Here is a 12318-nt window from a genome sequence, read left to right as displayed (position 1 = left end):
CGGAAGCACCATGAAGGCAATACGCAAGCCCGGAAACATCGACTTGGTGAACGTACCGATGTAGATCGTTCGCTGATGCGGGTCCAGTCCCTGTACGCAGGCCGTGGGTTTTCCCGCGTAATGGAACTCGCTGTCATAGTCATCCTCGATGATCCAGGCATGGTGCTGCTGGGCCCATTCGATGACGTCCAGCCTCCGGTCCAGCGCCAACGTGACTCCGGTCGGAAACTGGTGCGAAGGCGTAAGAAACACCGCCTTGCCCGGTTGTCGCACCTTGCGCAGGTGCCCCACCTGCATTCCCTCGGCATCCAGCGGGACGGGCACGCATTCCAGCCCCGCGGCGTCGAACGCCTTGCGTGCGCCGTGGTACACGGGGTCTTCAATGAAGATGCGATCGCCAGCGTCCAGCAGCACGGTAGCGCACAGGGTCAAGGCTTGCTGGGAACTGGTGACCACCAGCACACGCTCGGGGGTGGCATGCGCGCCGCGTTCGAGGTTGACGTAGTTGGCAATCGCGCGCCGTAGCGGTTCCATCCCTTGCGGGGGGCTGTGCAGCAGCGCTGTGGTGCCCCAGTCCTTCAACACCTGCCGCTCCAGCCGCTCCCAGGTGGCCAGTGGGAAAGTGCGCGTTTCCGGCACGCCAGGAGCAAACGGGCGAGGAGTCAGAAAGTCTCGCACCCCGCCAGCACGGTACATGGCCGTACCGCGCTGGCTCAGCCGAAGAGGTGCCCGCTGTGGTTCAAGGCGCCGCGCCCTGCCACGTCCAGGCAAACGCAAAGCCCGCTCCGAAATGAAGCTCCCGCTACCCACGCGTCGCTCGATAAAACCCTCTGCATGTAACTGGCTGTATGCCGACTCCACTGTGTCGCGTGACACCTCTAGCGACTTCGCCAGGGCGCGGGAAGCAGGCAACGGTGTGGCGACATCGAGTGCGCCGTCGAGTATCAGTTGCCGGATCGCGCGTTGGATGCGCGCGTGCAGGGGCAACGCGCCATTTGCCGGATCAAGGATCCAGGCTTTTACGGATTCGAGTTGCGCATGCTTGAACAATTGGCTGGTATCACATCAAAAAATTGGTAGGGCACAGTATGCCATTCAGGATCTATAAATCCTTACCAGCTTCAGCCCAACAGATCACTTTCAAGAGCTCGATACAAACCATGTCATCCGCGTCGCCCTCCCCATCCTCCCGCTTGCTCGACCTCACCCATCCCATCGTCGCGGGTCTCATTTCGGTCATCGTCAACTATGGCGGGACCTTCATTTTGGTGTTCCAGGCGGCCAAGGTGGCAGGTCTGAGCCCGGAGTTGACAGCATCGTGGGTGTGGTCGATTTCGATTGGTGTGGGAGCTACGGGAATCATCCTGAGCTGGCTGACGCGCGAGCCGATCATTACCGCCTGGTCCACACCGGCGGCGGCGTTCCTGGTGACGGCACTGGCCACCACGCCCTATGCCGAAGCGGTGGGCGCGTACCTGATCTCCGCCGCGGCCTTTGTGGCGCTGGGGCTGTCAGGCTGGTTCGACCGCTTGATCCGGCTGATTCCTCCGGGCGTGGCCGCAGGCTTGCTCGCGGGCATCCTGCTGCAGTTCGGCATCCAGGCTTTCGGCGGCATGGGCATCGATCCGGTACTGGCTGGCTTGCTGATCGCGACCTACGTGGTGCTCAAGCGGCTCAGTGCACGCTATGCCGTCGTGGGCATCCTGGTGCTGGGTCTGCTCTTTCTGCTCATGCAGGACCGGGTCGACCTGTCGGGACTGTCGTTGAGGCTCGCCGCCCCGGTTTTCACCATGCCTGCGTTCTCGCTCAATGCGCTGCTGAGCGTCGCCTTACCCCTGTTCCTCATCACGCTGACCGGCCAGTACATGCCCGGCATGCTGGTGCTGCGCAATGACGGGTTCAAGACCAGCGCCAATCCCATCGTGGCGCTGACCGGGCTCGGCTCGCTGCTGATGGCGCCGTTCGGTTCGCACGCCTTCAACGTGGCCGCCATCACGGCCGCCATCGCCACGGGCCGGGAGGCGCACGAAGATCCGTCCAAACGCTGGATCGCGGGCATCGCCGCAGGCGTGTGCTACATCCTCGTGGGCGTTTTCGGCGTGACGCTGGCGGGCGTCTTCATGGTTTTCCCGGCAACCTTCATCACCACGCTGGCGGGCCTGGCGCTGCTGGGCACCATCGGCGGCAGCTTGGCCACTGCCCTGGCCGACGTGAAGACGCGCGAAGCGTCGCTGATCACCTTCCTGGCTGCGGCGGCCAATATCACGCTGCTGGGCATCGGTGGTGCGTTCTGGGGCCTGGTGGTGGGCCTGGCGGCCCACGCCGTGCTCAATGGCACGCTACCGCGCCGCGGGCGCCCAACCACCGCGGCACCGGCCGCCGAGCCCATGATCATCAAGAGGGAAAGGAACCAGGCCAATGCTTGAGCCACCGGACACCCAGACCCGCCACGGCCAGCATGGCCGCTATCCGCAGGCAGCTTCCGTCGAAGATTTCCGGCACAACCTGGCGGCGGTGCGGGCCCGCATGGATGCCACCTGCCACCGTGCGGGGCGCGACCCTGCTGGGGTGCGACTGCTGCCGGTGAGCAAAACCAAGCCCGAGCCCAGTCTGCGCCTGGCCTACGCGGCGGGTTGCCGCCTGCTGGGTGAAAACAAGGCGCAGGAAGCCTTCGGCAAATGGGAAGCCATGCAGGACCTGGCCGATCTGCGCTGGTCGGTCATCGGCCATCTGCAGACGAACAAGGCCAGGCTAGTGGCACGCTTCGCCAGCGAGTTCCAGGCACTGGACAGTCTGCGCGTGGCCGAGGCGCTGGAGCGCCGTCTGCAGGCCGAGGGCCGCGCGCTGGATGTGTTCGTGCAGGTGAACACCTCGGGCGAGGCCAGCAAGTACGGCCTGTCGCCCGAGGACGTTCCGGCGTTCCTGCGCGCCCTGCCCGCTTTCCCGGCACTGCGCATGCGCGGGCTGATGACGCTCGCGCTGTTTTCTTCCGATGCTGTGCGGGTGCGCCAGTGCTTCACTCTGCTGCGCACTTTGCGCGACCGGTTGCGCCAGAGTGCGCCCGCCAGCATCGCCTTGGAAGAGCTGTCCATGGGCATGTCCGGCGACTTCGAGATCGCCATCGAGGAAGGTGCCACGGTGGTGCGCGTTGGCCAAGCCATCTTTGGCGCTCGCTCCATGCCGGATAGCCATTACTGGCCCGACGCGCACAGCACCAAGGAGCCACGCCCATGAAAACTGCCATTGCCCTGCGACATCTGCATTTTGAAGACCTGGGCACGCTCGAGCCCCTGCTGGTGGCGCGCGGTTATGCGGTGCGCTATCTGGATGCCCCCATCAATGACTTGTATGCAGTGGACATGGCTGCGGCTGATCTGCTGGTGGTACTGGGTGGTCCCATAGGCGCCTTCGATGACCACATCTACCCTTTCCTCCGCGACGAACTGGCGGTAGTTCTGCAGTGGCTGGCAAGCGGGCGCCCGCTGCTGGGCATCTGCCTGGGTGCACAGCTGATTGCCCGCGCACTTGGCGCGAGTGTTGCCAGCATGGGTGTCAAGGAAATCGGCTTTGCGCCACTGACACTGACCCAGAAAGGCGAGGGGTCACCATTGGCGGCGCTAGGCCAAACGCCGGTGCTCCACTGGCATGGCGACCACTTCGGCATTCCCGACGGGGCAACGAGGCTGGCGGGGACACACCCCTGTGCCAACCAAGCTTTCAGCATAGGGCGCAATGTGCTGGCCCTGCAATGCCATCTGGAGGCCAATCCGCGCCAAATTGAGCGCTGGCTCGTTGGTCATGCCTGCGAATTGGCGCAGGCTGGCATCGACGTGCGTGCGTTGCGCAGCCAAGCGAAAACTCTGCAATCCCGCTTGCCGCAGGTGGCACGGGCTGTATTTACAGCATGGCTGGACGAGATCGAGGCACTTCGTCCCTGAGAGGCTTCATGAGAGCTGCCGCTGGAGGCGTGACCCAGACCGGCCGCTTCCAGCCTGAACAAGTCGGACATAACTTGGCGGCCAACAATAGCTCGGTACCGATGATCTTGGTCAAAGCGAGCCGCCATCAGTCCACCATGCTGATGGTCATCGAGGATCTCACTTGCGCCGATCCTGCCAGTTGTTCACCAACCGGCTCCATGCCGCCATGCGATCACCTGCCGGCGTGCCGGCTGTCCCGGAGTTGCTGACCACCAGCCGATCGATCACGGCCTCCTGCTCCTGGCTGAACTCCTGTGGAAACATCGGTACGACGGTGACAATGCAGTCCCCAGCCTCTGCCTCGTTCGTCCACGGCAGGCCCGCGTTTTTGATGCGGTAGTTCAGATGGCCCCGCCGCAGCTTCATCTGTTGCAGCCCGCGGGGGGTTGGAACCTCAATCCAGCGATTGGCCATCCATGCAAACCCATCGACGGGCAGCTCGCACTTCAAGGTCCCATCGGCTTCAGCTGTGAAGAATTCGTGCGGCTGCAGCTCCACGCGCACGCGCAGCGCCAGCTTGTGCTGGCGTCGATTGCCCTTCACTCGGGCGGTGACATCGAGCAGGTCGCCAGCGCGCGCGCCTGGCGCGACCGGCACCCGGCAGCGGTACTTGCTCGGCGGTGCCTTACCGCTCGCCGCGCAGGCAGTGCAGTTGTGGCGCGTCTTCCCCTGTCCCTGGCAGGCTGCGCTTTTGTCAGTGGACGAGATCCAGGCGAACCAGAGATGCTGCCGGATGTGGCCGGCGCCACCGCATTCACTGCACTCGGTAGCCTGCAGTTGCAGGCCACTGCCGGCGCACTCGGCGCAGTCTTCGATCACCTCGCCTCGAACTTCCCTGACGCAACCGGTCACCACCTCCTCGAGCGTGAGACTGATGGTGTGCTCGACGGTGGATTGTTCCGCACCGGGGGTGGGATCTTCGGTTTCAGCCTCTGGTTCGGCCCGGGCGTTGCGGATCATTTCCAGCGCCCGATTGATACGCTGAATCTTTCGCAGGGCATGCGGGCTGTTGTTGCGATCTGGGTGCCAGCGTGCGGACAGGCGGCGCCACGCAACCTTCACCTCGGCATCGCTGGAGCCTGGTGCCAAGCCGAGTTCGTGGTAAGGGTCGTCGAGGTCCATGATCCCATTGGCGCAAACTATGTTGCAGCGCAGCATAGCAGCAGGCGCAGTGGGCTGGCGGGATCCTCGGGCTGGGCGGGCCGGTCTGGCGTCCTCTGTGCATGGCCGACCTTTCCCGATCTCAGGGATATCTGCTTTCGGGTCTATTCTGTTGAAGAACTCGGAAGCTCCCGAAATGCCCAACGCCGGCAGAGAAATCGACTCGTCCTAGGATCGAAGAACTCACATGCTGGCAGGGGTGAAGGCCCCCTTGAAAGCACGGCTTAAGGCAACGGTTGGGAGTTTTTGACAGAGTAGAGGCGACAACCGTTGGCTGTTAGGTTATCCCGAACGACTTGGTTCAGCCTTGCTCTGCCCACGCCGTATCCACGGCAGGTCCGCAGCGATTGCCGTCATCCATTCTTAGCAGTCGAACGCGCACTATCGGCCAGATAGCAGACGTTAGAAATCGTCACCAACGAGGACCGCACTCAAACCACTTCTGTGCGTGGTTGCAGGCGATACGCGCCACGGGTGAGCGTTGTCGTGGCGGCCCTGTTGTGAAAAATGTTGCGCTTTCTGAGCTCTTCAGCGCTGTGCTCGGCAGGCGCATGCGTAACGATTAGCAAGGGCTGCGACCGAACCCCGACACTTGCTGCAAGTCGCGCTGATAGCTAGTTACCGTCCGGGAACAGGAATCCTGTCTCGCATCAGCTTGGCATGCTCCCATGAAACCGCTCAAGGATGGCGCGTGCGCGCCCCGCCTGTTTGGCTGCGTACAGTGCCTGGTCTGCGGTGGCCAGCAAGGCCGTGGCACACAACGGCGGTGTGGTGGAGGTAGTTTCGCGTAAACCTGCGCGTGCTTGATTCCAATGGTTTGAGGCTTGATCAAATGAGCCGATGCCAATGGAAACGGTCAGAAAGCCTGTGGCACTGGCGCTGTGCGGAATCTTTAACTGGGCCACGTTCGCCATTAGGGTTGCGGCAACGCCCATGGCGCCGTCGCCATCGGTATCCGGTAGCACCAGCGTGAATTCTTCGCCACCATACCGTGCGACCAGGTCTGCCGGGCGGTTAGTCGCCCTCTGCATGGCCCGAGCCACTTGGACCAATGCCTCGTCTCCTGCGCCATGACCATAGGTGTCGTTAAAGCGCTTGAAATGATCTACATCCAGCATCAGCACGGCAATGGCGCTGCGGCTGCGCTGCGACCGTTTGCACTCTCGAAGTAGCGTTTCATCCAGTGTTCTGCGGTTGGCCACACCCGTCAAGGCGTCGGTGGATGACAACTGGCGCAGCCTGTTCAACGCACGTTTGAGCCGCAGCTGGGTTCTCACCCTTGCCGCGACGATTGCCGGGTGAAAGGGCTTGCCGATGAAGTCTGCCGCGCCTTGGGCCAGCCCTTCCTCTTCCATACCCTGACTACTATCACTGGTGATGAAAATCGCCGGGATATCTTCCCACTGCGGTTGGGAACGTATCGCGCCCAACACGTCGAAGCCTGACAACCCAGGCATGTGGGCGTCCAGCAGCACCACATCCGGGGGCTCCTGCTCCAGCAGTCGAAGGGCATCCGCGCCGTTGAGCGCGTAGCGAATACTGCCGATGCCCGCCAGCGCTTTTGCCAAGACCTGGACCACGGTGATGTCGTCGTCGACGATCAAAAGACTGGCGTGGTCAGAGTCAATGAGATGGGGCATTGAGGGAGTAGACATGTGGGGGGCGAGTGAGTGCCAATCGTTTCTTGGTCGAACTCAACTCAAGATCTAGGAGTGTCCATCAAATTTGCGAGGGTCGAACGTTGAAGGGATCACGCCCGACAGCATTCGGCTTGCCTCTGCGAATTCCAGGCGGTTGACCGCTTGATGAAGGGCGTTGATCGCCTCGCGGCCCATCCACTGCGTCAGTTCCGGAGCGAGTGTCTCCATCTCTGTCAGGGCCGCCAGGTCTTGCCGGTTCAGCAATTGCAGGAACACGTAGATGCGTTGCAGGCTGGCTTCGGAAAGGCCACTGGTTGTTGGCGTTTGCGTGGACACCTCAGTGGTAGGGGCGGGCTTGATGGCCTTGTTCCTTGTGGCCAGCACGCTTTCGAAATCAGCTTGCAATTGGCCCAGTGCGACGTTCAGCGCCTGCAGCAGACCCATCAAACCTGGCGGTACGGTGGCTCCAGGATGCCAATCGCTTTGGAGGTCCCGCAGCTGTGTTTCCAGGTCAGCCGTCAGGGCGTTTATAGCTCTTGCACCAAGCATGCCCGCTGATCCGCGCAGCTTGTGCACGCGCGCCAGCAGCGTGGAGAAGGCTTCTGGGGTATAGCCGTCGCTCAACAAAAAGCCAGCACTGCAGTGGTCGTGCACCATGCGCCGCATCAGTTCGAGGAACAAGTGTGAATCGCCCTGCAGTAGCTTCGTGGCGTATGCGGTGTCAATTCCTTGTATCTCGGGCCACTGCGTGCCCACGGTCTGCGGGTGCGGCGACACACTGCCAGCCGCCATCGGTGGCGTACCCTGCGCCTTGCCGACGTGGGTATGTACTGTGCGCACCAGCAAGCTGGGGTCCAGTGGCTTGGTCAGGAAGGCATTCATACCCGCAGCCTCAGCGCGCCGCCTTTCTTCGGACAGCGCACCCGCCGTCAGCGCGATGATGGGCAGGTCGGCCAGACCCAGGTCCTTGCGGATACGCGCCGTGGCTTCATAGCCATCCATGACGGGCATTTGTACATCCATGAGCACAGCGTCGAACAGGGTGGCGCCAGGGCTCTGCGTAGTCGTCAGAGCCTGCAGTGCCTCCTGACCGTTCATGCAGGTTTCCACCCATGCACCTTCCTTCTCCAGAAGCCTGCGGGCCACTTCCAGGTTGATGTCACTGTCATCCACCAAAAGAATACGCACGCCTTGTAGCCAATGTCCTTGCATCGCATCCAGGCGGGACGCTCCAATGACGTGGCCGTACTGCCCCGTCAGTGCGGCGACCGAGGCGTTAACCGCATTGAAGAGGGTGGACGGCTCCACCGGTTTGGTCAGGATCCGATTGACGATGCCATGGATGTCGGCGCTCGCCACCTTGCCCCGCTCGTGAGCCGACACAACCAGGGTCGCGGGCAGAGACACCGCGCCCAGGCGATCTGCCAGCATCTGTAGCGCCTCGATGCCATCCATCCCAGGCATTTGCCAGTCCACCAGCAATGCGTCCGGCAGCGGCTGGTGGGCATCGACCAGATCTTGCACTTTATGGACCAACTCCGTACCGGAGGCCATGGGAATGGCGCGCCAGCCAAACGCATGACACATAGCCACCAGGCCCTTCAGATCAATGTCGTTATCGTCGGCTACAAAGATGGTGAGCTGGTCCTGGTGGGATGTTGCCTGCAGAGGCTTGCTGTCTTCGTGCGGCACCGCAAAAGGCAATGTCACCCAGAACGTGCTGCCCACCCCCTCGGCGCTGGTCACACCCACGTCCCCTCCCATCAGGTGGGCCAGCCGCTTGACGATGGAAAGCCCCAGGCCGGTGCCTCCAAAACGGCGGGTGGTCGAGGCATCGGCCTGTGCAAACGGCGTGAAGAGATTTTTCAGCGCAACCTCGGATATGCCAGCGCCGCTGTCCGCCACCGAAAACTTCAGCCAGGGGCGGTCATCGCTGGTCTGCGCAGCCTGGTGGCGCTCTACCCGCAGCAGCACAGAGCCCTGCTGCGTGAACTTGATCGCATTGCTCACTAGGTTGGAAAGCACCTGGCGTAGTTGTGTGGGGTCGCCTAGCAGGGCCGCAGGGCATTCGTCCAGGCCTTGCAAGTCCAGTGCGATGCCCTTGCCGGATGCCTGCGGTGCAAACAGCTGCGCCACTTCAGAAACGATGTCCGCCGGGCTGAAGCCCACGGATTCGGTGGTCATCTCTCCGGCCTCTATCTTGGAGATGTCCAGCACGTCGTTGATGATGCCCAGCAGCGATCGCCCTGCAATCTGCAGTTTGCCCAGCAGTTGTCGCTGATCGTCATTTAGTGGGGTGTCAGCCAGCAGATGCGCTACACCCAGCACAGCGTTCATGGGGGTGCGGATCTCGTGGCTCATGTTGGCCAGAAACATGCTTTTGGCTGCGCTCGCGGTTTCGGCAGCTGCCTTGGCATGGCGCAGCGCGCTATCCTGGCGGTAGCGTTCCGTCATGTCCTGGGCAATGCCAAGGTGCCCCAGGATATTGCCGTGCGTGTCGCGAATGGTGTTGACCGACAGCTGAACGGGCAGATGCTTCCCGTCTTTTCGCACATAGGTCCATTCACGGGTCTCGAACCCCAGTCTTTCCGCCTCATGCACGAACACCCGGAAGCCTTGCACCGGGTGTCCATAGCGCTCGGTCAGTTCCTTGCCGTAAGCCTCGACCTCCTCCATCAGGTGCAGCGGGGCGGGTGAACTGACGCCGACCAGCTCGTGCGCCGCGTACCCCAGCATTTTTTCCGCCCCGGTGTTGAAGAGGGTGATGATGCCGTCAGGGTCCGTGGCAATGATCGATTGCTGGGTGGCAGCATCAAGAACACCGCCCAGCATGGCCACCGCACGCTGGAGTTTCTCCTCTGCCTCCTTCATCGGGGTCACATCCTGGTGGGTGCCATACATCCATTGCGGAGCTCCCTCGGGCGTGCGCGTGGTGACCCGTCCTCGGGACTGGACCCACACCCAATGTCCTTCTCTGTGGCGCATGCGCACCACACTTTGGTACTGGGCATCTTCACCGCGAAAGTGGCGCTCCAGCAGTTCTTGCGCCTGGGATAAGTCGTCGGGATGGCTGTGTTCGGTCCAGGTTTCAATGCGGGTAGGTTGAAGTTCTGCGACGGTGTAACCAATGATTTCCGCCCAGCGTTCGTTGCTGGTGATGATGCCGGTCTGGACGTTCCATTCCCAGGTGCCCACGTTGGTACCTTCGATGATGGATGCCAAGCGCTCGCGTTCCCGAGCAACGGTCAGGCGGCTTTCCGCAACGTCGGTGATGTCGTGCACGATCACATACAAGCCCTGGACTTCCCCGTCCACCACGTCGGGAAGGTAGTTTGCAAGCGAATGCCGGTCGCCTTCCCCGCCAACTCGGGGGATCGTGCGCTCGAACTGCTGCACCTCGCCCCGCAGGGCACCTTCGATGTACGGACGGTTGCGCTCAAAGAGTTCACCGCCCAAAAGCGTAGACATGTGCTTGCCAGAAAGGCCGGCTGGATCGACGCCAAACCAATCCCCGTATGCCCGGTTGGCCACGCGGTTGCACAGATTCTTGTCCCAGTAACCGATCATGGATGGCACGGAGTCCAGAACGGTCTGCAGATCGCGACGCGCCGTCTCCAGTTCTGCGGTGCGGTCCTTCACTTGCTGCTCCAAGCTGTCTGCCAGATCACGCATCTTTTGCTCCGCGCGCAGCCGCTCGCTGATGTCGCGCACCAGGCGCGCAATGCCGATGATTTCGCCATGAGCACCGCGGATGGCTCCTGCTGTGATGGAGACGGGCGTGATGGCCCCTTCTTTGGTCATCAATGTCGTATCAGCGGGCGCTGTTTCGGCATTGGCGTGCACTTGGCGCACCAATTGGGCGGCTGTTCTGCGTTCCTCCACGGGCGTCATTCGCTCCAGCAGTGGCTCGCCTAGCGCTTCGCTGCGCGGGTAACCCAACAGCCTTTCGGCCGCGCTGTTCCAGATGATCACCCGCCCATCGTTGGATTCGCCAATGATGGCGTCCGCAGAGTTCTCGACGATGGTGGCCAGTTGAGCCTGCTGGATAAGGATTTTGCGTTTTCGATCCTGGCCCAGCTGGATGGCCCCAACCAGCATCGCCAATAGCAAGCTGGCCCCCAGCGAGGCAGCCAAGACGGTCCGATCGGGTAAAAGGTTCAGGTTGCCGACAAACCCTGGCCTTGCAGACATTTCAATCCGCCACAGACGCCCGTACACCTCACGTTCCACGGACTGGCTCATCACAGCCCTTTGCAACGGCTGTGCATATTTACTGTTAAACACCGCTTCGGGTTGAGCGGGGTTGGACATGTCGGTGATGGTGAGGTCGTATTGAAGCTGCGCCAAATCAAAGTCGGCCAGAACCTCGCTGAGCGCCAGTGGGGAATAGCTCCATCCGAAACCGTTGGACTCGCGTTCTTCGAGGGTGTCTGGAGTGACGCCGCCTCGATAAATAGGTAGTAAGAACAGCAGCGATTTCTGGGGGTCACCGGAGGCTTGTACGAGCGTAATAGGGCCGGTGATGGTTGCCTTGCCAGTCTGCAAGGCAGACTGGGCCGCCTGTCTGCGGTTTGCCTCTGAGCCGATATCAAGTCCAATGGCGGCACTATTGCGCTCCGCAGGCTCGATGTACTCGATCACAAAGCGGTCGCCCTCATGCCCGTTCAAAGTCTTGATGGCAAAGTCCGGGCGACCGTCGGCACGCCGTGCCTGCAGGTAGTCGTCCATTTGAGTCCGTGAAACATGGCGGATAAAGCCGAAGCCGCGCGCCCCAGGGAACTCTGTATCAATGTCCCTGGTTTTGCTGTACTGCTCAAACAGGCGATTGTTAATACCGTTTTCGCCAGCAGTGAGAACCGTGCCGCGCACACCACGCAGGCCGTATTCGTACAGGCGCATCCGGTTCTGCAGTCGCTCCACCACTTCAAACGAATGTGTTTCAAATGCCGAATGCGCTTTGCGTAAGTTACTGTCGGCCTGCCACCAAGTGAGCAGAGCACTTGCCAGCGCGCCCAGGAGCAATGTAGCTGCCATCCAGGCGATGACAGGTGTCGCGATATTGTTGAGACGCATGGGGAGGGTCGGATAGCCGTCTGGGCTGACACGGCCAACGCATGGTTCGTTACTCAATGTCGTCACAATAGTGCAGTCCCCGGGGTTGCCGCAATACGTAGGTGCCCTTTTAGACCGGGCGACAACGTGTTCATTCGACGTGCGTGTTGAGTTTCATGATCTGGTCTGGTAGTCGGGTGACCATTTTGGTATCAATGCATACCCTTGCGCCAGACGATGTGGTTCATGCAGGTGGTCACCGAGCTGCGCAACCGGGGCGTACAGGACATCTTCATCGCCTGCGTTGACGGGCTCAAGGGCTTCCCCGATGCCATCGAGGCGGTGTTCCCCAAGGCAGTGGTACAGCTGTGTATCGTGCACATGGTGCGCCACAGCCTGAACTACGTCTCGTGGAAGCGCAGAAAAGATGTTGCGGCGGACCTGCGCCACATCTACCAGGCTGCCACCGCCGAAGAGGCAGAGCT

At 61.7% G+C, this 12318-nt stretch carries 7 protein-coding genes and 1 pseudogene; 4 read left to right on the top strand and 4 right to left on the bottom strand.

Annotated elements, in window-relative coordinates; all coding sequences use genetic code 11:
• Positions 1–1050: PLP-dependent aminotransferase family protein (locus tag ACK4OE_RS20215; protein ID WP_409887447.1), on the bottom strand; the 1050-nt coding region annotated here is incomplete at its 3' end.
• Positions 1051–1160: 110 nt separating this feature from the next.
• Here ACK4OE_RS20215 and ACK4OE_RS20210 point away from each other — a divergent pair.
• The 3 genes from ACK4OE_RS20210 to ACK4OE_RS20200 are packed head-to-tail and all read left to right on the top strand — an operon-like array spanning position 1161 to position 3938.
• Positions 1161–2426: a benzoate/H(+) symporter BenE family transporter gene (locus ACK4OE_RS20210; RefSeq protein ID WP_306553304.1), complete on the top strand. Its 1266-nt coding sequence runs from the start codon at positions 1161–1163 to the stop codon at positions 2424–2426.
• Positions 2419–3234, top strand: coding sequence for a YggS family pyridoxal phosphate-dependent enzyme (locus ACK4OE_RS20205; protein ID WP_409887445.1), 816 nt, complete (start codon positions 2419–2421; stop codon positions 3232–3234). The genes ACK4OE_RS20210 and ACK4OE_RS20205 overlap by 8 nt, the downstream gene beginning before the upstream one ends.
• Complete coding sequence (locus ACK4OE_RS20200; protein ID WP_228895791.1) at positions 3231–3938, top strand: glutamine amidotransferase; 708 nt, start codon at positions 3231–3233, stop codon at positions 3936–3938. Before ACK4OE_RS20205 ends, ACK4OE_RS20200 begins: the two co-directional genes overlap by 4 nt.
• A 159-nt stretch (positions 3939–4097) precedes the next feature.
• Here ACK4OE_RS20200 and ACK4OE_RS20195 read toward each other — a convergent pair whose 3' ends face one another.
• The 3 genes from ACK4OE_RS20195 to ACK4OE_RS20185 form a co-directional block, all read right to left on the bottom strand.
• Positions 4098–5102 carry a DnaJ C-terminal domain-containing protein gene (locus ACK4OE_RS20195; protein WP_409887443.1) on the bottom strand — a complete coding sequence of 335 codons (1005 nt, stop codon included), beginning with the start codon at positions 5100–5102 and terminating at the stop codon, positions 4098–4100.
• A gap of 689 nt (positions 5103–5791) precedes the next feature.
• The gene (locus tag ACK4OE_RS20190) at positions 5792–6745 is read right to left on the bottom strand and encodes a GGDEF domain-containing protein (RefSeq protein ID WP_409887442.1); all 954 of its coding nucleotides are present in this window, start codon (positions 6743–6745) and stop codon (positions 5792–5794) included.
• Between the two features lie 102 nt (positions 6746–6847).
• The gene (locus ACK4OE_RS20185; protein ID WP_409887440.1) at positions 6848–11854 is read right to left on the bottom strand and encodes a PAS domain S-box protein; all 5007 of its coding nucleotides are present in this window, start codon (positions 11852–11854) and stop codon (positions 6848–6850) included.
• A gap of 219 nt (positions 11855–12073) precedes the next feature.
• Between ACK4OE_RS20185 and ACK4OE_RS20180 the strand changes: the two are divergent.
• Positions 12074–12318: pseudogene (locus tag ACK4OE_RS20180) on the top strand (transposase); the annotation flags it as partial.

The sequence above is a fragment of the Acidovorax sp. genome (genome assembly GCF_046314175.1).
Classification (GTDB): domain Bacteria; phylum Pseudomonadota; class Gammaproteobacteria; order Burkholderiales; family Burkholderiaceae_C; genus Acidovorax.
The sequence above is the reverse complement of the archived record's forward strand: the minus strand, read 5'-3'. Positions and strand labels throughout refer to the sequence as shown.

What these genes read in the sequence shown, in the direction of transcription:
- ACK4OE_RS20205 (WP_409887445.1), top strand. Translation starts at nt 2,419, where the DNA reads ATGCTTGAGCCACCGGACACCCAGACCCGCCACGGCCAGCATGGCCGC.
- ACK4OE_RS20185 (WP_409887440.1), bottom strand. Translation starts at nt 11,854, where the DNA reads ATGCGTCTCAACAATATCGCGACACCTGTCATCGCCTGGATGGCAGCT.
- ACK4OE_RS20210 (WP_306553304.1), top strand. Translation starts at nt 1,161, where the DNA reads ATGTCATCCGCGTCGCCCTCCCCATCCTCCCGCTTGCTCGACCTCACC.
- ACK4OE_RS20195 (WP_409887443.1), bottom strand. Translation starts at nt 5,102, where the DNA reads ATGGACCTCGACGACCCTTACCACGAACTCGGCTTGGCACCAGGCTCC.
- ACK4OE_RS20200 (WP_228895791.1), top strand. Translation starts at nt 3,231, where the DNA reads ATGAAAACTGCCATTGCCCTGCGACATCTGCATTTTGAAGACCTGGGC.